Source organism: Enterobacter sp. SGAir0187 (genome assembly GCF_002952735.2).
Classification (GTDB): Bacteria; Pseudomonadota; Gammaproteobacteria; order Enterobacterales; family Enterobacteriaceae; genus Enterobacter; species Enterobacter quasiroggenkampii.
The window spans coordinates 4,592,180-4,612,217 of the sequence record NZ_CP025034.2 but is presented as its reverse complement, the minus strand read 5'-3'; the positions used below and the strand labels follow the sequence as shown (position 1 = coordinate 4,612,217).

General features: G+C 59.3%; 16 protein-coding genes. 4 read left to right on the top strand and 12 right to left on the bottom strand.

Annotated features, from left to right (window positions below):
• Positions 1 to 35: 35 nt before the first annotated feature.
• The 6 genes from CWR52_RS22005 to nasR all read right to left on the bottom strand — a co-directional run bounded on the left by CWR52_RS22005 (position 36) and on the right by nasR (position 10,898).
• Positions 36 to 2,561, bottom strand: coding sequence for a nitrate reductase (locus CWR52_RS22005; protein WP_104950764.1), 2,526 nt, complete (start codon positions 2,559 to 2,561; stop codon positions 36 to 38).
• Positions 2,558 to 6,544 carry a nitrite reductase large subunit NirB gene (nirB, locus tag CWR52_RS22000; protein ID WP_104950763.1) on the bottom strand — a complete coding sequence of 1,329 codons (3,987 nt, stop codon included), beginning with the start codon at positions 6,542 to 6,544 and terminating at the stop codon, positions 2,558 to 2,560. Before nirB ends, CWR52_RS22005 begins: the two co-directional genes overlap by 4 nt.
• Positions 6,545 to 6,557: 13 nt before the next feature.
• A complete protein-coding gene (locus CWR52_RS21995) occupies positions 6,558 to 7,346 on the bottom strand; it encodes an ABC transporter ATP-binding protein (protein WP_104950762.1) in 789 nt (262 codons plus the stop codon).
• Positions 7,347 to 7,355: 9 nt separating this feature from the next.
• Entirely contained in the window at positions 7,356 to 8,234 is an 879-nt protein-coding gene (gene ntrB / locus CWR52_RS21990; RefSeq protein WP_104950761.1) for a nitrate ABC transporter permease, read from the bottom strand.
• A gap of 2 nt (positions 8,235 to 8,236) precedes the next feature.
• Complete coding sequence (locus CWR52_RS21985; protein WP_104950760.1) at positions 8,237 to 9,484, bottom strand: CmpA/NrtA family ABC transporter substrate-binding protein; 1,248 nt, start codon at positions 9,482 to 9,484, stop codon at positions 8,237 to 8,239.
• Positions 9,485 to 9,713: 229 nt separating this feature from the next.
• Positions 9,714 to 10,898, bottom strand: coding sequence for a nitrate regulatory protein NasR (gene nasR, locus CWR52_RS21975; RefSeq protein WP_104950759.1), 1,185 nt, complete (start codon positions 10,896 to 10,898; stop codon positions 9,714 to 9,716).
• 73 nt (positions 10,899 to 10,971) lie between these two features.
• Between nasR and CWR52_RS21970 the strand changes: the two genes are divergently transcribed.
• The 3 genes from CWR52_RS21970 (at position 10,972) to CWR52_RS21960 (ending at position 13,667) form a co-directional block, all read left to right on the top strand.
• A complete protein-coding gene (locus tag CWR52_RS21970; protein ID WP_104950758.1) occupies positions 10,972 to 11,325 on the top strand; it encodes a DsrE/DsrF/TusD sulfur relay family protein in 354 nt (117 codons plus the stop codon).
• Positions 11,326 to 11,431: 106 nt separating this feature from the next.
• Positions 11,432 to 13,216, top strand: a complete 1,785-nt coding sequence (locus CWR52_RS21965) for a methyl-accepting chemotaxis protein (RefSeq protein ID WP_104950757.1) — start codon at positions 11,432 to 11,434, stop codon at positions 13,214 to 13,216.
• Positions 13,217 to 13,427: 211 nt separating this feature from the next.
• Positions 13,428 to 13,667: a DUF1883 domain-containing protein gene (locus CWR52_RS21960; protein ID WP_013096243.1), complete on the top strand. Its 240-nt coding sequence runs from the start codon at positions 13,428 to 13,430 to the stop codon at positions 13,665 to 13,667.
• Positions 13,668 to 13,697: 30 nt separating this feature from the next.
• On the opposite strand, the gene CWR52_RS21955 is transcribed toward CWR52_RS21960, so the two are convergent.
• Together CWR52_RS21955 and chaB are read right to left on the bottom strand one after the other, a co-directional pair.
• Complete coding sequence (locus CWR52_RS21955) at positions 13,698 to 14,393, bottom strand: gamma-glutamylcyclotransferase (protein WP_023618421.1); 696 nt, start codon at positions 14,391 to 14,393, stop codon at positions 13,698 to 13,700.
• 177 nt (positions 14,394 to 14,570) lie between these two features.
• The gene (gene chaB / locus CWR52_RS21950) at positions 14,571 to 14,801 is read right to left on the bottom strand and encodes a putative cation transport regulator ChaB (RefSeq protein WP_008499518.1); all 231 of its coding nucleotides are present in this window, start codon (positions 14,799 to 14,801) and stop codon (positions 14,571 to 14,573) included.
• Positions 14,802 to 15,071: 270 nt separating this feature from the next.
• Here chaB and chaA point away from each other — a divergent pair, with 270 nt between their 5' ends.
• Positions 15,072 to 16,172: a sodium-potassium/proton antiporter ChaA gene (chaA, locus tag CWR52_RS21945; protein WP_008499517.1), complete on the top strand. Its 1,101-nt coding sequence runs from the start codon at positions 15,072 to 15,074 to the stop codon at positions 16,170 to 16,172.
• A 93-nt stretch (positions 16,173 to 16,265) separates the two neighbouring features.
• Here the strand turns inward: chaA and kdsA are convergent, their stop codons facing one another.
• The 4 genes from kdsA to prfA all read right to left on the bottom strand — a co-directional run bounded on the left by kdsA (position 16,266) and on the right by prfA (position 20,000).
• Positions 16,266 to 17,120, bottom strand: coding sequence for a 3-deoxy-8-phosphooctulonate synthase (gene kdsA / locus CWR52_RS21940; RefSeq protein ID WP_104950756.1), 855 nt, complete (start codon positions 17,118 to 17,120; stop codon positions 16,266 to 16,268).
• A 36-nt stretch (positions 17,121 to 17,156) separates the two neighbouring features.
• Positions 17,157 to 17,966, bottom strand: coding sequence for an invasion regulator SirB1 (sirB1, locus tag CWR52_RS21935; protein WP_028013460.1), 810 nt, complete (start codon positions 17,964 to 17,966; stop codon positions 17,157 to 17,159).
• Positions 17,967 to 18,087: 121 nt separating this feature from the next.
• On the bottom strand, positions 18,088 to 18,918 hold the full coding sequence (prmC, locus tag CWR52_RS21925) for a peptide chain release factor N(5)-glutamine methyltransferase (protein ID WP_104950755.1): 831 nt from the start codon (positions 18,916 to 18,918) through the stop codon (positions 18,088 to 18,090).
• Positions 18,918 to 20,000, bottom strand: a complete 1,083-nt coding sequence (gene prfA / locus CWR52_RS21920; protein ID WP_021240360.1) for a peptide chain release factor 1 — start codon at positions 19,998 to 20,000, stop codon at positions 18,918 to 18,920. The genes prmC and prfA overlap by 1 nt, the downstream gene beginning before the upstream one ends.
• Positions 20,001 to 20,038: the final 38 nt, after the last annotated feature.

Sequence of the window (20,038 nt, the reverse complement as noted above, 5' to 3'; positions counted from 1 at the left end):
TAAGAACCTGTGTTTATGAATAAACTCTTATTATGTTAACGCGATAAGCCCTGAAATGCAGTCCGGGCGGACATTTCAGGATTATCCTGAAACAGCCCTTTCAGCTCCGGCACGCAGGAACCACAGTTCGTACCACAGCGCAGCTTCGCCCCCAGCGCGGTGACGGAATCACATCCTCCGGCAATCGCCTCCCGTATCGCCTCTTCCCCGACGCTGAAACAGCTGCAGATAATGCGTCCCGGATCCGTCGCCCTCCCGACGCTCTGCCCGTTCAACAGGGCGTGGCGTTCTGCGGGCAGCACGGGTGGTGAATGAAAAGCAGCTTCAATCACCGTATGCGCCAGCGCCGGTAACGCGGTACCTTCCCAGAAACCCAACATCAACTGGCCTTCATGCCAGGCCAGCACGCTGCTGCGTTCACCGGTCTGCGCAACCTGCAGCTGCCAGCCCCGGCCACTGGCGTATTCCATTACCCAAGACAGCAGCGGTTTATCGCACGCCACCGTCAGGCGTGCAGCTTTACGCCACCAGTAAACTGAAGAGGGCATTTCCAGCCCTTCGCGGGCATAGAGTTCTCCCTGCCAGGCGGGCTGCCAGGGCAGGATTCTGACGGCGGTTTGTTTACTCTCCGGCTGCCCCGAAACCGGATCGCAGCGCCCTTCCACCAGCGCATTCACCTTTCCCTGGCGGGCAAACTCAGCGTTCCAGTGCATCGGGGCAAAAGCGTCCCCTTCACGCTGGGCGTCGCTGATGCGCACTCTTGCTACCATGACGCCGCGCGGCGAACTGATGCGCGCCAGCTGGCCGTCGCACAGGGAAAACCGAACGGCGTCTGCGGGGCAAACCTCAACAAAGGGTTCGGCGATATGCTGCATCAGTCTGGCCACATATCCTGTTCGCGTCATGGTATGCCACTGATCGCGGATGCGCCCGGAGTTGAGAATCAGCGGGTACAACGCGCTGACCGTCGCACCGTGCGACTGTGGGTCAACGGGAACAATGTTTCGGCGCGGAAAATCCCCCCCAGGCCACTGCCAGGGCTCAAGCCACTCCCACTCTTCGCGGGTTAACGTAGCCAGGTCGTGAAGGTTTAAGGCCCGCGCGCCGTCATTTTCAAAGGCCGTCAGCGCTGCATGCTCGCAAAAAATCTCGTGGGGATGCTGCCAGGCAAAGGCGTCGCCGTGCCCCAGCCGTTTCGCCACCTGCGCGACGATCCACCAGTCCGGCTTTGCCTCACCGGGCGCGGGCAGAAACGCGCGCTGGCGCGAAATGCGTCGCTCGGAATTGGTTACCGTGCCGTCCTTCTCTCCCCAGGCCAGCGCCGGAAAGCGAATATGGGCAAACCGGCTGGTGTCGGTATCATTCATCACCTCAGAGACAATGACCAGCGGGCAGTGCCCCAGCGCCTGACACACCGCGTGGCTGTCCGGCAGCGACACGGCAGGATTGGTGCCCATGATCCACACCGCCTTCACCTCGCCGCGGGCGATGGCGTCAAACAGCTCCACCGCCATCAGCCCCGGCGTCTGCGCCAGCCGTTCCGTTCCCCAGAAACGCGCCACCCGCGAGAGATCGTCCGGCTCAAAGTTCATGTGCGCCGCCAGCTGATTTGCCAGCCCGCCCACCTCCCTTCCGCCCATCGCGTTTGGCTGTCCGGTCAGCGAAAACGGGCCGCAGCCCGGACGGTTAAATTTCCCGCTGGCAAGGTGCACATTAATGATGGCGCTGCATTTGTCGCTGCCGCTGGAGGACTGGTTGATTCCCATGGTGTAGAGCGTGATGGCCCGGGGCGCCGTCATAAACCAGTCGTAAAACGTACCAATATCCTGCGGCGAAAGGCCGCAAAACGCCGCCACGCGGGATATCGGCCACGCGCCCATTCCCTGAATCACATTAAGCAGACCGACGAACAGCCCGGCATCGCTGCCGGGAGTGAGCGCCAGATGAAGGTCAGCAATATCACAGGAGGCGGTTCGGCGCGGATCGATGACCACCACTTTCATCTCCGGATTGTTGTGCTTTGCCTGCACCAGCCGCTGATACAGCACCGGATGCGTCCAGGCCGCGTTTGAGCCCACCAGCACCACCAGATCGCTGTTTTCCACATCCTCGTAGCTGCATGGCACGACATCTTCACCGAAGGCGCGCTTGTAGCCAACAACCGCCGATGACATGCAGAGCCGGGAGTTGGTATCAATGTTCGCCGCGCCGATAAACCCTTTCATCAGCTTATTGGCGGCGTAATAATCCTCGGTAAGCAATTGCCCGGACGCGTAAAACGCCACCGCCTGCGGCCCCCACTTGTCGATAATGTCCTGGAGGCGCTCGCCTGCCGCCCCCAGCGCCCGCGCCCAGTCCACCTCAGCACCGTCAACAACGGGGCGCAGCAATCGCCCCTGTAACCCCATTGTTTCCCCCAGGGCCGAGCCTTTCACGCACAAGCGGCCAAAGTTCGCAGGATGGGTTTCATCCCCCCGAACGCTGACCGTTTCACCTTCCACGCGGGCGACCACGCCGCAGCCGACTCCGCAGTAGGGACACGTTGTCCGGGTTTCCGTCATGAGGCCTCCGCACGCATTACCAGAGCATCATTTCCGACCCACACCTTGCCGTTCTCAATTTTGACCGGCCAGGCGCGCACCGCGGGTTCGCCGTTCTCCACCTGACAGCCGTCGCGCAGGCGAATACGCTGCTTGTAGAGCGGGGAGATCACCACCGGCTCCCCCGCCGCATCGCCAAGAATACCGCGGGAAAGCACGTTCGCGCTGCTGCCAGGCTCCCGGTCATCAAGGGCGTAAACGGTTTTGCCAAAGCGGAAGAGCGCAATCGGCTTACGTCCAAGCCGCGCGCCGATGCCCGCCTGCTCGGGGATATCGTCGATGCCGCAGATTTCCTGCCAGCGTTTACCTTGATCCGCTGTGATGTCGTTCACCGTCGTGCGGAACAGCGCCAGACGGTTCGGATCGTTAAGCGTGGTTTGCCATTCGCACTGATAGGTTTCCACCACCCGGGCCATCTCCTGCTCCAGCTCGTGGGCGATGCCCAGGCTGTCGTTGAGGATCACCTCCCGCAGATAGTCGAGACCGCCTTCCAGGTTGTCCATCCAGGTGCTGGTGCGCTGCAGGCGATCCGCCGTGCGGATGTAGAACATCAGGAAGCGATCGACGGTGCGGATTAACGTTTCGTCGTTCAGATCGCTGGCGAAGAGATCCGCATGGCGCGGCTTCATGCCGCCGTTGCCGCACAGGTAGAGGTTCCACCCCTTATCGGTGGCAATCACCCCCACGTCTTTACTCTGCGCCTCGGCGCATTCGCGGGTACACCCTGAGACCGCCATTTTGATTTTGTGCGGCGCGCGCAGGCCTTTGTAACGGTGCTCGAGCCTGACCGCGAGGCCGGTGGAGTCCTGCACGCCGTAGCGACACCAGGTCGACCCGACGCAGGATTTCACCGTGCGCAGGGATTTGCCGTAGGCGTGCCCGGTTTCAAATCCGGCTTCCACCAGCGCCTGCCAGATCTCCGGCAGCTGTTCGAGCGTAGCGCCAAACAGGTCGATACGCTGGCCACCGGTGATTTTGCTGTACAGTCTGTAGCGTTTCGCAATCTGGCCGATGGCGATCAGCCCGTCGGCGGTCACTTCCCCCGCAGGCATGCGCGGCACAATGGAGTAGGTACCGTCCTTCTGGATATTGGCGAAGTAGCGGTCGTTGGTGTCCTGCAGCGGCAGGTGTGACGGTTTCAGCAGATACTCGTTCCAGCAGGAGGCGAGCACTGACCCCACCAGTGGCTTACAAATTTCGCACCCGTGTCCCTGACCGTAGCGGCTAATGAGCTGGTCAAAGGTGCGGATATGGTTGACGCGCACGAGGTGGTAAATCTCCTGACGCGAGTACGGGAAGTGTTCGCAGATGTCCTTTTTCACCTCCACGCCCTGCGCCGCCAGCTGGAACTCCATCACCTGCTTCACCAGTGCGCTACATCCTCCGCAGCCGGTCGCCGCTTTGGTGCACTGCTTAATCGCGCCGATATCTGTTGCGCCCGCACTCACCGCCTGACAGATATCGCCTTTGCTGACGTTATGACACGAACAGATTTGTGCGCTTTCCGGCAGCGCTGCCACGCCGAGCGCTTTTGGCGCACTGCCTGAAGACGCGGGTAAGATCAGCGTTTCCGGCTCTTTTGGCAGGGCTATCCCGTTGAGCATCATCTGTACCAGCGTGGCGTATTCACTGGCATCACCCACCAGCACGCCGCCGAGCAGCGTTTTGCCGTCGTGGCTGACCACGATTTTCTTGTAGATTTGCTGCGGGCCGTGCGTCCACTGGTAACTCAGCGCCCCCGGCGTGCGACCGTGAGCATCGCCGAACGAGGCCACGTCCACGCCCAGCAGCTTGAGTTTGGTGCTCATATCCGCGCCGGCGAAGATGTTCTCCTCTCCCGCCAGCGCGGCGGCGGCCACCCGCGCCATCTGGTAGCCGGGCGCAACCAGCCCGAAGATTTTTCCTTCCCACAGGGCGCATTCACCAATGGCCAGCACGTCCGGATCGGAGGTCTGACAGCGGTCGTCAATGCCGATCCCGCCGCGTTCGCCGATAGCCAGCCCGCTGCTGCGCGCCAGCGCGTCTTGCGGACGAATGCCTGCAGAAAAGACCACCATGTCTGTTTCCAGCTGTTCTCCATCGGCAAAGCGCAGCACCAGCCCGCCGTCCGCGGCGGCGATCTCCGTCGTTGCTTTACTGGTATGCACACCGACGCCCAGCGCCTCGATTTTCTTGCGCAGCATCGCCGCGCCGTCGTTGTCGAGCTGGACCGCCATCAGGTTAGGCGCAAATTCCACCACGTGGGTTTCCAGCCCGAGCTGCTTCAGGGCATTCGCCGCCTCCAGCCCGAGCAGGCCGCCGCCAATCACGACACCGCGGCGCGAGCCCGCCGCGTGCGCCGCAATCTTGTCCAGATCGTCAAGCGTGCGATAAACAAAACAGCCCGGCAGATCGTTTCCCGGCACGGGCGGCACGAACGGGTATGAGCCGGTCGCCAGCACCAGCTTGTCCCAGTGGGTTTCGTGCCCGCTGGCGGTACGCACCACGCGCGCGTCGCGATCGATAGCGACAATCTGCTGCGACAGGCGCAGCTCAATACCGTTGTCGGCAAAGAAATCCCCTTCCACCAGCGAAAGCGACGCCGCGCTACGGCCGCCAAAATATTCCGACAGATGCACGCGGTCGTAGGCGGCATAGCGCTCCTCACCAAAGACAACGATCTGATACTGCTGATGCAGATTGCGGTTTACGCAATCTTCGAGGAAATGATGGCCGACCATACCGTGCCCAACCACCACCAGAGTAGGTTTTGTCATAGCGTTCTGTCCTGCAACCTGCGGTTGCGTAGTGAAACGATCGAACAGCCAGTCCGCGTGCGCGGGCGCAGCCGTTGCCAGTAAATCGATAAATGTCGCCGCGCTGCGGCAGTCCCCCATCAGCAGCACGCCAGCCAGCGCCCCCTGATGGATCAGTAAACGACGATAGTGACGGGTGAGCGGATCCCATGCGCTCCAGACCACATCGCCCTTCTGCTCTGCCGCGCGACCAAGGCTGAACAACTCCACGCCGGTCACCTTGAGGCGCATGCCGTTGTCGGTCAGGGGAAATGGCGCGGTGACGTCTCCGGCCAGCCGTGCGGCGAGGATATCCGCCTGCGCCAGACAGGGGGCGACCAGGCCAAACGTCTGGCCGTCAATTTCACAGCATTCGCCAATGGCGTAGACGTCCGGCACGGAGGTTTGCATCTGGTGATCCACCACGATGCCGCGAGCGCAGCGAATGCCGCTGGCCTGCGCCAGCACGACGTTAGGCTGCACGCCGGTCGCCAGCACCACGCGCGCGGCGGTGACGCTGCGTCCGCTGTGCAGCGTCACGCTATTCCCGTCAATCGCCGCGATGCCAGAGGCGAGCTCACAGCGCACGCCCCGCGCCGCCAGCGCCTCTTCCAGCAGCACGCCCGCCTGCTCATCCAACTGCTGCTCCATCAGCCACGGACCGCGATGAACAAGGGTGACGTTGTCCCCTGAGCGCGCCAGTGCTGCCGCCGTCTCAACCCCAAGCACGCCGCCGCCCAGCACTACCGCCGGACCGGCGATCGCCCCTATGGCCCGGATATCCTCCAGGGTACGGAACGTGAAGACATGCGGTGCATCGCAGCCGGGAATTGGCGGAACAAAGGGCGTTGATCCGGTGGCAAACACCAGCGCATCCCAGCCCAGCGTGCGGGCGGTAGTTTGCACTTCCCGCGTGTCCACATTCACGGCGAGCGCCTTTTCGCCCCGCAGCACCGTCACGCCCCGTTCCTGGTACCAGTCGTCATTCTGAAGACTGATGCCCGCCGCTGTTTTTTCACCGCCCAGCACCGGCGAAAGCTGGATGCGGTTATAGGCATGCTCCGGCTCGTCACCGATGACGGTAATTGCGAAACGATCGGCAGCACGCCCGGTGAGCGAGGCAATCAGCCGCGTGGCCGCCATGCCATTTCCGATAATGACCAGTCGCATCAACGCCCCCTCGCTACGCCGCTTTCGGCTGCTTTTCATAGAGGAAATGCAGGATCTGCTGGCGCATGTGGTGATAGCGGCTGTCGTCAGCCAGCTGCACCCGGTTACGCGGGCGCGGCAGGTCAACGTGCAGGATCTCCCCGACGGTCGCCGCCGGGCCGTTGGTCATCATCAGCACGCGATCGGAGAGCAGCACCGCCTCGTCCATGTCGTGGGTAATCAGCACGATGGTGGTGTTCAGCGCCTGCTGGATCTGCATTACCGAGTCCTGCAGATGGGCGCGCGTCAGCGCATCCAGCGCGCCGAAGGGTTCATCCATCAGCAGGACTTTCGGCTTCATCGCCAGCGCGCGGGCAATCCCGACGCGCTGCTTCATGCCGCCGGAGATCTCCCCCGGGCGCTTGTGCAGGGCGTGCCCCATCTGCACGCGGTCGAGGTTGTGCTCAATCCACTCCCGGCGCTCCGCCCTGCTCATGCTGTGGCGAAACACGTGATCTACCGCCAGGGCCACGTTGTCGAAGCAGGTGAGCCACGGCAGCAGCGAATGGTTCTGGAATACCACCGCGCGCTCCGGACCTGGCCCGGCAATTTCGCGGTTGTCGCAAATCAGCCCGCCTTCCGTCGGCAGCGTGATCCCAGCGATAAGGTTAAGCAGCGTCGATTTACCGCAGCCGGAGTGCCCAATCAGGCTGACGGTTTCGCCCTCATGGATATCAAAGGAGACGTTCTGCAGCGCCAGAAATTCGCCGCTGGCGGTGGAAAAACGCTGGCTCACGGCCTGGACCTGGATTAATGGTTTCATGTTCGCTCCTTATTTTTCCTGCCAGCTAAAGCGACGGGCGATTAGCATCAGCCCCTGCTCCAGCAGCAACCCGACCACGCCAATGATGACGATGGCGATGAGAATGTTTTCGACGTTGAGGTTGTTCCACTCGTTCCAGATCCAGAAACCGATCCCTAAACCGCCGGTCAGCATTTCGGCGGCGACAATCACCAGCCAGGCGATGCCAATGGAGAGGCGCACCCCGGTCAGCACCGCGGGCAGCACCGCCGGGAAGAGAATGCGGCGCAGGATGGTCCACTCTGAAAGCTGCAGCACCCGGGCGACGTTAAGGTAGTCCTGCGGAATACGGCGCACGCCTTCGGCCGTGTTGATCACCATCGGCCAGATGGAGCAGATAAAAATGGTCCAGCTCGACGCGGGCTCCGCTTTCTGGAACAGCAGCAGGCCGATGGGCAGCCAGGCCAGCGGGCTAACCGGGCGCAACAGCGCGATCAGCGGGCCGAACATGCGCGAAAAAAAGGTGAAGCGACCAATCAGGAAACCAAGCGGGATCCCGGCGAACGCGGCCAGGCCAAACCCCACCGCCACGCGCTGTAATGAGGCGAGCACGTTCCAGCCGATGCCCATGTCGTTTGGCCCGTCGCGATAAAACGGATCGGCAAACAGGGTAATAGCGGAATCGAGCGTGCTGAGCGGCGTCGGAAAACCTTTGCTGTTAATTGCCGCCAGCTGCCAGAGCACCACCAGCAGTCCCAGCCCCAGAAAGGCCGGAATGATGCGCTGAAGGATCGCGTTAATCCGACACGCAAACGTCGGCGTACGGCGGCGAACCTGCACCGGAGGCAGGACAATCACCTCTCCACTCTCCGGCGTCTCGTGTGATTTTGTCTTTTGCAGATGCTGCATAATCAGGCCCCTTTACGGTGAATGGCGAAACGGCTGGCGTATCCTTCCGGGTCGGTACCGTTCCAGACGGTGCCGTCCATCAATGTGCTGCTGCGTAGTGGTGAAGTCGGTGTGGTAATACCCCCCACCGCCGTGGCGGCATCCTGCCAGACCGCCGTCTGGTTAATGCGTTGTGCGATGCCCGCATAGTCCGGGGCGGCTTTGAGCAAGCCCCAGCGGCGGAACTGGGTTAAGAACCACATGCCGTCGGAGTGATACGGGTAGCTGACGGCCCCCTCGTTGAAGAAGCGGATCGGGTGCGCGTCCTGCCAACGCTGGCCCAGGCCATTGTCGTACTCGCCGAGCATGCGTCCGGTGAGATACTGCTCTTTGCAGTTGAGCCACGCCCGGCGGGAGAGGATCTGCGCGGTTTCGCGTTTGTTTTCCGGGGAGGCCTCAATCCAGCGCGCCGCCTCCAGCACCGCGCTCACCAGCGCCCGGGCGGTGTGCGGGTTTTTCTCCACCCAGTCGCGACGCGTCCCGAGGATTTTTTCCGGATGGTCGGCCCAGATAGACTGCGACGTGGCGGCGGTAAAACCGATGCGGTCGTTGATGGCACGCGCGTTCCACGGCTCGCCGACGCAAAAGCCGACCATGTTGCCAATGCGCATGTTCATCACCATCTGCGGCGGCGGCACCACCACCGTACGCACGTCGTCAAAGGGGTGAATGCCCGCGCTGGCCAGCCAGTAGTAGAGCCACATGGCGTGCGTCCCGGTCGGGAAGGTGTGCGCAAAGGTCAAGGTTCCCGGCGCCTGCTGCCCAATCAGCTTTTTCAGCCCGTCAAGGTCATGAACGCCCTTCTCTGCCAGATCGCTGGAGAGCGTTATCGCCTGGCCGTTCTGGTTGAGGGTCATCAGGTTAGCCATCTGCTGTGGCTTGCCGGCGATGCCCAGTTCCAGTCCGTACAGCAGGCCGTAAAGAATGTGCGCGGCATCGAGTTCGCCCGCCACCAGCTTGTCGCGCACCGCCGCCCAGCTCGCCTCTTTGGTGGGCAGGATGGTAATACCGTATTTTTTATCAAACCCTTTCAGCGCAGCGATAACCACCGGGGCACAGTCGGTCAGCGGGATAAACCCGATGCGCACTGTTTCCTGCTCCGGTTTATCCGAGCCTGCCGCCCATGCGGCCTGCATGACACCCGGCAACAGCATTGCACCACTCGCCAGCATGCTGGCCTGCAAAAAACGCCGTCTCGACAAATCCGCCATGACCACTCCTGAAAAAAAAACCAAAAAAAAGCGCCCACGGTGCCGAAGCACCAGTGGACGCCTTTATCCCGAAGACGGATGCACCGCCGTTGGCGCATCGTCAAAAATGGTTAATCTGATAATGCAAAGTGAATGCCAGGTTTTAACACACTGTTTCTTGCGGTGCTTACCGTTCTTCCCTCGCCTTTACGCACCGCAAACAGGCATAAAATGCCCACTGACCGTGCAGCTACTCCTTTGGTGTTACCTGCCATACATCCTTCACCATGAGCAGCGCGCGGGCGATATCCACCATCCTTTGGTTCTTGTCCATCGCCATTTTGCGCAGCGCCGTCCAGGCCTGTTCCTCACTCATATTCTGGTGGGTCATCAGCACGCTCTTCGCTTTATCAATGATTTTGCGCTCTTCAAGCGTATCGCGCAGCGACGCAAGCTGACGTGAGAGCTGCTCTATCTCGCGCGCCTGCTGGCGAACCAGGGTAAGCAACGGTTTTTCCGGATAGCGGATCGGCGGATCATCCTGTTCATCGCCGGGGAGCGCGTACTCATCGTCACGGTGAATGCATTCGTCCACCGCGACCATCAGATCGGCGATGATCGTCTCCTCCAGCGTGCGCAGATGCTCAAGGCGCGCGGTTTGCAGAGCAAACCAGGCCAGTGCGGTAAGGCCGTTATCGGCGGCAGGCTGGCGGGTACAGGCCACGCGCCGGAGTTGCTCCGTTTCACGATCGGGCTGACAGTGCATTGAAAAGGTGGTCTGAACGTCAGCGGAGCTGTGAGAGAGAAAGATCTCAAAGCAGGCCTGCTGCCCATCGATGCGGTCAACCAGCCTCTGGCGAGTCACATCATCGAAAAAACCCTGCGTGAAGCCAATCGCCCCCAGCGCCCGCTCCTGTCCTGCCAGCTCTTTGCCCTGCATCAGGCTATAAAGCGCGACAAAACGTCCTGCGATTTGCGGATCGTCAATGCTGTCATTAAGCTGCGGCACGATACTGAGCAGATGGCGAAGCATACGTGAGTAGTGTTCCATCGCCTGGGGTGCCGTTACCGTCTGCTGAATAACACCGTCACGCAGAGCGGGAAGCGTCTCCAGGCTCAGGAGCGCGCCGCCGATGCGTTCACAGACGGCACTTCCCGGGATCGGCGACTGTGTTTCAAGAATGCCGTAAAGGGCAACGAGGTTTTCATCCACCAGCGCCCGGCTGGCTTTGCATTCGGGGGCGTACAGCTTGCCCTGTGAGCAGAGCCAGACGTTGGACGCCCCGCGCTCACACTGTAACATGTGCACCAGTTGGCTAATGCCGTGCACAAGCACGCCCAGCTGTGCCAGCTTGCTGAACTGCTCCTGGCGCATCATCTTTGCGCGCGTGAGCCATTCGGCAGCGCCTGGCGAAATGCCTGCCATTAATGTCATGCTTACTCTCCCGGACAGCGAAACTCCGGGGAAATTAAGCAATATTCGTGCCTTTATAAGAACAGGAGTCAACATGCAGAAGATTGTGATCGTTGCCAACGGTGCGGCCTACGGCAGCGAATCCCTTTTCAACAGCCTGCGCCTGGCGATTGCGCTGCGTGAAAAAGAGAGCGACCTGGCGTTATGCCTCTTTTTAATGTCGGACGCGGTTACTGCGGGGCTGAAGGGTCAAAAACCGGCAGAGGGTTATAACATTCAGCAGATGCTGGAGATCCTGACCGCGCAAAACGTGCCGGTGAAATTGTGCAAGACCTGCACCGACGGCCGCGGTATTACCGGTCTGCCGCTGATTGATGGCGTAGAGATTGGTACGCTGGTTGAGCTGGCCGAGTGGACGCTGTCCGCCGATAAAGTATTAACTTTTTAATAATAAACACGTAAAAATATTATTTTCTTATGGACGCGGTTTCAGCATCAAGTTTACCTGCGGGGTTGCCGATAGGCATGGAAACAACACAGCAGGTATTTCACTTATGTTCAGATCGATTCGTGCACGCATCATCGCGGCGACGGCAGGCTGTCTGGTCGTCGCCCTTCTCCTCAATACCGTTATTAACTTCCAGGTCACACGCCAGGATAACCAGCAGTCACAGCGCGATATCCTGACCAGCACCAGCGCCAGCCATAACATGGCGATCGCCGACTGGGTCAAAAGCAAGATGACGGTGATTGCCTCTGCCCAGACCATTGCACTGAGTGACGATCCGGTTCCGGTGTTTAAACAGCTTGCGCAGGCGGGTGGATTCACCAACGTTTATGTGGGCTACGCCAGCAAAACGGCGAAATTCTCTGAGCCCGCGGGTGTTCCTGCGGATTATGACCCGACGATTCGCCCCTGGTATCAGCAGGTGGTCAGCACGGACGGCCCGGTCGTCACCGCGCCTTACGTTGATGCGGGTACCGGTAAACTGGTGGTGACCTTCGCAGTGCCGGTGAAAGAGAATGGCGCCCTGAAAGCGGTGGTGGCGGGCGATGTGGCCATGGACAGCGTGGTGGCGAACGTGCGCGGGATCCATCCAACCCCGTCCAGCAGCGGGTTGCTTCTGAACAGTGACGGCAGCGTGATAGCGGCTAACGATCCGGCGCTGACGCTTAAACCGTTTGCTGAGACCATCAAAGGCATCGATTTTGCTGCGCTGAAAAGCGGTAACCCGGTTGACGGAACGCTGAACGATGCTGAAAAAACCTTCGTGGCGACAGCCGTGCCGGGCACAAACTGGCTGCTAGTCGTCGCCCTCGACAACGGCGACGCCACCTCCGGCATGCGTTCCCTGCTCAAGGCATCGGCGATTTCGCTGGTGATCCTGGCGCTGCTGAGCGCGGCCATTGTCCACTTCCTTATTGCCCGTCTGCTGAAGCGCCTGTCTGACATTCGCGACGCGATGCACAACATTGCCAACGGGACTAACGATCTGTCGCAGCGTCTGCCGGACAGCGGCGAGGACGAGGTGGCGCAGATTGCCCAGGCCTTTAACGCCTTCAGCGATAAGCTGTCGGTGGTGATGGTGCAGCTCCGTGATGCCAGTGAGTCGGTGAAAAACGCCGCCCAGGAGATTGCGGCGGGTAACCAGGATCTCTCCGGACGTACCGAGCAGGCGGCATCCAGCCTGCGCGAGACGGCCAGCGCCGTGGAGCAGATCACCGCCTCCGTGACGCAGTCGAACGAGTCGGCGGCAGAAGCGAACGACCAGGCAAGCAAGGCCTCTGCGGCGGCGGCGCGCGGCGGCGAAGTGGTTTCGCAGGCCATCAGTACCATGCAGTCCATCGAAGTGGCGTCCGCTAAGATTGGTGATATCACCAGCGTGATTGACGGTATCGCGTTCCAGACCAACATTCTGGCGCTGAACGCCTCCGTCGAGGCAGCGCGTGCCGGTGAGCAGGGCCGCGGGTTCGCCGTGGTTGCCGGTGAAGTGCGTAACCTCGCCAGCCGCAGCGCCCAGGCGGCGAAAGAGATCAAATCGCTTATCGACTCCACCACCGACAGCGTGGCCACCGGCTCGCGCTACGTGCATCTGGCCGGGGAAAGCATGGACGAGATCCGCTCCAGTATCGGCAGCGTCTCCGGCATCATGCGCGAAATCTCCATCGCCACCAGCGAGCAGATGAAGGGTATTCATGAGATCAACCACGCGGTGACCCATCTCGACCGCATGGTCCAGCAGAACGCCGAGTTGGTGGTGCAATCCGCCGCCGCTGCGGGCGCCCTGCAGAGCCAGGCGGGCGACCTTGCTGAAACCGCCGGCCATTTCCGCATTTAATTTTCTACTGGCTCGCGTTTAGCGGGTAAAACGCGTGCCAGCGGAAATTTTGAGGGATTTTGTCATTTTTGTTTAATCGTTATGCCTTTTTTTGATCAAAATCAGCATCCCACCCCCTCCCCTTTGGTGTTATGCCATGAGTGAATTGTGAACAACATCACGCTCGGATATGGCAGCAGGGAGAGCGTTGTTTAAGACTACGGGGTAAAAAATGGCACTGGTAAAAACAAGTTTGAAGCTGTTTGGCGGGGATACGGTTGTGGTGCGTTGCTCAGAGCGCTGCCGTATTCATCTCATGAGTGCGAAAGCACAAAAACAATCCCAGGCGGATATTCTGACCGTGCAGGACGATAAGGCCTGGCTTACCGTGCCATATACCGGCACGTGGGATGTGCTGATCGACAGCCACAGCCAGTCGCTGGAGCATTCCGTCAGTTACGTAGCAGCATAACGTCAAACGCCCGGCAAGCCGGGCGTATTTTCAGGCAAAACCCGGTCGCAGCGTGCCGTTGAGCGGGTTCCCTTCCAGCAGTGCCTTCACCTTCGCCACCAGCTCATTCAGACAATCGTCCTGCATGCCGAGGCGGGTCAGCTCCTGATCGAGAGAGAAGAGATACTGCGCGTTGGTACCCAGCGGTCCGCTGGCGGCAGCAATCAACGGGGCGATGACCTGCGTGCGAGTGTCCGCTTCATACAGCGGATGGCGCGGGTCCATGATAAACACCAGCGCATTGACGGTGCGTCCGTCGTCCAGCTCCAGCTTGCACCAGCTCGGCATATAGCAGCCGGTGATCATCTCACGCTTCCAGAGCAGCGTAAGCTCCTCTTCCAGCGTGGCATCCGGGAGGCGATACGCCACGCCCGTGGTGCGCCCGCCCTCTTTCAGTGCAAGCATACGCCCGGGCTGGCACGCGCTGCCGCGTCCGGCCGTCAGACGCAGGCAAAATGCGCGGTGCCAGCCGGGCAACGTGCCCGTTGCCGATTCGACAAATTCGAGCGCCGGGTTCCACATCAGGGAACCGTAGCCAAAAATCCATACCGGGCCATCATCCGGGCGGCAGGCAAGCGTGGCAGCAAGTGACGCCGCACGTTGTTCAGCTGACCAGAGAAGCGATTCCTCAATAGCACCAAATGCCGTCTTACAATCTGCCTTCATTAAGAAATCACGCGTTAACACTTTCCACCTCCGCCACTGCATGCTTCCTTGCGACATCTGTAATTCGCCTTCCGGGCCTTAGGTGCTGGTCATTTTGCCAGCAGTTAAATAACGATAAGCAATTAGCGGACCAGTTGCAATACAACGGCAGTTCAACCGCCTGAAAAGTCAAAATGAAGGCAGCGAATTATTTCATGGCTATTTCTTTTTGTGCCATTTATCGTCGTCTCCTTTTTCATATTCATGTTTTACGGCGGCCCAGGCGACTTTGTGTGCCGTCTCTTCACGGCTGGCATCATCCCGGCGATCGTCCTTATCTTTGTACTGATCCCAGGCACTGTTAAACGCCTCTTTGTAGATATCCTGCGCATGAGCGGGCAGCACGTTTTGCACGTTATCGGGTAATTCGCGTTTCGTTTTATATGGCATCACTCACCTCTCTTTTGCTTAAAGAGATAAGTGTGGACGACGATATGCCAGCGTGCCACCCGGTCTTAATTTATGGATTAACATTATCTTTAACTAATTGTTATTTAATAAATATTATGTGAAAACCGTCAATTACAGGAGTCATATATTAAATTCATGACAAAGGGTAAAATTAAGTAAAAAATTAAGGGTATTTAACAGAGATCTGTTAATTTAATGCCCTTAAAAATCTATCTATAATTACAAGCACCTGCATTGATGGAGAAACACATGACAGCAACACACGAGGCGGTAAAAACCCGCCACAAGGAGACGTCTCTCATTTTCCCGGTTCTGGCACTGGCTGTGCTGCTCTTCTGGGGAAGCAGTCAGTCACTGCCAGTGGTGGTTGGTATCAATATTCTTGCCCTGGTCGGTATTTTAACCAGCGCCTTTAGCGTCGTTCGCCATGCGGACGTACTGGCCCACCGTCTGGGCGAGCCCTACGGATCGTTAATTCTCAGCCTTTCCGTCGTTATTCTCGAAGTCAGCCTGATTTCCGCGCTCATGGCGACCGGCGATGCCGCGCCGACGCTGATGCGCGACACGCTTTACTCGATCATTATGATTGTGACGGGCGGCCTGGTGGGCTTTTCTCTGCTGCTGGGCGGGCGTAAATTCGCGACCCAATATATGAACCTGTTCGGCATTAAACAGTATCTTATTGCCCTCTTCCCGCTGGCGATTATCGTGCTGGTCTTCCCAATGGCGCTGCCGGGTGCAAACTTCTCCACCGGTCAGGCGCTGCTGGTCGCGCTGATTTCCGCAGCCATGTACGGCGTGTTCCTGTTGATTCAGACCAAAACGCACCAGAGCCTGTTTGTGTATGAGCATGAAGACGACAGCGACGACGATGACCCGCACCACGGTAAGCCGTCGGCCCACAGCAGCGCGTGGCATACGGTTTGGCTGATCGTGCATCTGATTGCGGTGATTGCCGTCACCAAGATGAACGCCAACCCGCTGGAAACGCTGTTAACCGAGCTGAACGCGCCGGTCGCGTTTACCGGTTTCCTGGTGGCGCTGCTGATCCTGTCTCCTGAAGGGCTGGGTGCGCTGAAAGCCGTCTTAAACAATCAGGTACAGCGCGCAATGAACCTGTTCTTCGGCTCCGTGCTGGCGACCATTTCACTCACCGTGCCTGTGGTGACGCTGATTGCCTTTATGACCGGTAACGAGTTGCAGTTTGCGCTGGGCGCGCCGGAGATGATTGTGATGGTAGCCTCATTGCTGCTGTGTCAGATTTCGTTCTCAACCGGGCGCACCAACGTGCTTAACGGGGCAGCGCATATGGCGCTGTTTGTGGCCTATTTGATGACGATTTTTGCCTGAGAGTGATCCGGTGCGGCCTGATCCCCTCACCCCAACCCTCTCCCACAGGGAGAGGGAGACAACATAAAAAAACCCGCCGAAGCGGGTTTTTTATTATTTGCTGGTATCCAGCTCGTCGAAGCTCTTCACCAGATCGTCAATCGCTTTGATCTGTTTCAGGAAAGGCTCCAGCTTATCCAGCGGCAGCGCGGATGGGCCGTCGCATTTTGCGTTATCCGGATCCGGGTGCGCTTCAATGAACAGACCCGCCAGACCGGTTGCCATACCGGCGCGCGCCAGTTCGGTTACCTGAGCACGACGGCCACCGGACGCGGCGCCAAACGGGTCGCGGCACTGCAGCGCGTGGGTCACGTCGAAAATCACCGGAGACTGGTTAGAGACGTTTTTCATCACGCTGAAGCCCAGCATATCCACCACCAGGTTGTCGTAACCGAAGTTAGCGCCACGGTCGCACAGGATCACCTGATCGTTACCGCCTTCGATAAACTTATCGACGATGTTGCCCATCTGACCCGGGCTCACGAACTGTGGTTTTTTCACGTTGATCACGGCACCGGTTTTCGCCATCGCGGCAACCAGGTCGGTCTGGCGAGCGAGGAATGCCGGGAGCTGAATCACGTCAACCACGTCTGCCACCGGCTGCGCCTGAGAGGCTTCATGCACGTCGGTGATCACTTTCACGCCAAAGGTCTGCTTCAGCTCCTGGAAAATCTTCATCCCTTCTTCCAGGCCCGGGCCACGGTAAGAGTTGATAGAGGAGCGGTTGGCTTTGTCAAAAGAGGCTTTAAACACGTACGGGATGCCCAGCTTCTGGGTCACGGTCACGTAGTGCTCGCAGATACGCATGGCGAGGTCGCGGGATTCCAGCACGTTCATGCCGCCAAACAGCACGAAAGGCAGGTCGTTTGCTACCTTGATATCACCAATGCTAACCACTTTTTGTTTCATAGGATCGCCTTATTCAGGTGTGAATCGGAATTAAGATTAATGCAGTGTAATTTGCTTGTGCGAGATCGCGTTGATCTGCGCACGAATCATTTCGCTAATGGGGTCTTCCGGACACTGCTCAACGAAATAGCTCAGATCGTTTAGCGCCACGTGTTCGCAGTCGAGTTGGGCATAGATTAGCCCGCGGTCGCGAATTTCGTACGGGTCTTCCGGATTAAACTGCAGCAGCACTTCGCTGGCGCGCAGGGCCAACTCCATCTGACGCTCTTCCATTAACGCTGACTTCAGCGTATCGAGCAGCTTGCGGATCACTTCTGCGTTATCCGCCTCGTCGAGATCTTCGTTGAAGAGCTCAGCCACCGGGCTGATGTTGCCTTTCAGCCACACGTCCAGCGTATGTTCATCAAGCGTGTCGCCGTTGAAGGGATTAATGAGCCACATCTCACCGTCCAGCCACTCCGCACGCAGGATCATCTGCGTCGGAAAAATGACCGGCACCAGTGGAATATCCAGGCGATGCGCAACCCACAGCAAAATAGAACCCAGCGCAACAGCACTCCCCTGACGATTTTTTAAGACCTGGTCCAGCCATAATGCGTCAGACAGGCGATACACGCCCCGCGTGTCGCAGAAACCCCATTCGCCGTAGAAAAGCTCCAGTAGCTTCTCTAATTGCCAGTCCTGCGGGCGCGCCTGATTGATCTCTTCACGCGCCAGGCTGACCAGATTCTCCAGCTCATCGTAGACGTACTGCGATGTAAAATCATCGCGGATCATCTCAGAAATCAGGATCATGCCATCGCAAAGCGGCACTTTATTAAATTCGAAATCGGCTAAGGACCTCATGACTTACCCCAGTAACGCCCGAGCGCACAGCGACGCCCGGGCGAGATAAAACTCAAAACGATGTAGATGATAACGCCAAACCGCCTTTCAGTCAGCCTTACGCCTTTATCAGTACCTGCGCTCATAACCATTGCCCCAGCGTCAGGCGTTCGTTACCGCCGTAATCGCGGCAGGTTTTGACATCGGCGTAGCCCGCCTGGGTAAAGAGCGCCCGCACGGCTTCCCCCTGCGTCCAGCCATGCTCCACAAGAAGCCAGCCGCCGGAAAGTAAATGTTTTCGTGACGTTGTCACAATGTGATCAAGGTCGGCTAAACCTTCCCTGCCGGCGACCAGCGCCGTCAGCGGTTCGAAGCGCACATCACCCTGCGCAAGGTGCGGGTCATGCTCGTCAATATAGGGCGGGTTACTGACAATGATGCCGAACGTCTGGTTTTCCAGCGCGCTAAACCAGCTGCTTTGCAACACCGTTACGTTGGTCAGGCCAAGACGTTCCACGTTGCGCTGCGCCAACGCCACTGCGTCGGGCATCACATCCACCGCCGTGACCGCGCAGTCGGGTCGTTCACTGGCGAGCGCCAGCGCGATGGCCCCGGTGCCCGTACCGAGATCGAGAATGCGGCAGGCCGCCGCCGGTAAACGCGCCAGCGCCTGTTCGACCAGACATTCGGTATCGGGACGCGGGATCAGCGTCGCCGCCGAGACGTAAAGCGGTAACGACCAGAACTCGCGCTCACCGACAAGGTGCGCCACCGGCTCGCCGTGCTTACGACGGGCAAGCAGCGTGGCGAGCCGTGCTTCCTGCTCAGCGGTCAGTTCGGTTTCACCGAAGGCCAGCAGGTACGTGCGGGCTTTGCCCGTCACATGTTCAAGTAAAATTTCGGCATCGCGTTTCGGGCTTTCGCTTTCGGAAAGCTCACCGGCAGCCTCACGTAACCAGCGCTGAAAATCCATTATTCCTGCTCGGACAGTGCCGCCAGCTGGTCGGCCTGGTATTCCTGCACGATAGGCTCAATCAGCATATCCAGCTTGCCTTCCATCACTTCATCCAGACGATACAGCGTCAGGTTGATACGGTGGTCGGTCACGCGCCCCTGCGGGAAGTTATAGGTGCGGTTACGGTCGCTGCGATCGCCGCTCCCCAGCAGGTTACGACGCGTAGACGCTTCCGCCTGCTGGCGTTTTGCCATTTCGGCCGCGTGGATACGCGCACCCAGCACGGACAGCGCTTTGGCTTTGTTTTTATGCTGGGAACGCTCGTCCTGACACTCCACCACGATACCGGTTGGCAGGTGGGTAATACGGATGGCGGAGTCGGTGGTGTTAACGTGCTGACCACCCGCGCCAGAGGAGCGGAAGGTATCAATACGCAGGTCCGCCGGGTTGATGTCTGGGAGCTCCGCTTCCGGCAGCTCCGGCATCACCGCCACCGTACAGGCGGAGGTATGGATTCGGCCCTGAGATTCGGTGGCCGGAACGCGCTGCACGCGGTGACCGCCGGATTCAAACTTGAGACGACCGTATACGCCGTCGCCGCTGATCTTGGCGATAACCTCTTTGTAGCCACCGTGTTCGCCTTCGTTGGCGCTCATGATCTCCACGCGCCAGCGACGCGACTCGGCGTAGCGGCTGTACATGCGGAACAGATCCCCGGCAAACAGTGCCGCTTCGTCACCGCCGGTTCCGGCGCGGACTTCCACGAACGCGTTACGCTCGTCGTCCGGATCTTTTGGCAGCAGCAGCACCTGAAGCTGCTGCTCCATCTCCTCAGAACGCGCTTTCGCATCCTGCAGCTCTTCCTGCGCCATCTCGCGCATTTCAGGATCGTCGAGCATCATCTGCGCGGTTTCGATATCTTCCTGAACCTGTCGCCAGTCGGTAAAGCATTTAGAAACATCACTTAACTGCGCGTATTCACGTGAGAGCGCGCGAAAACGCTCCTGGTCCGCAATGGTCCCGGCATCGCCGAGCAGCGCCTGGACTTCTTCATGGCGCTCGTGCAGAGCTTCCAGTTTAGCGACGATAGAAGGCTTCATAGGCGTAAGTGCACCTTGTCTTAGAAAATGGGTATAGG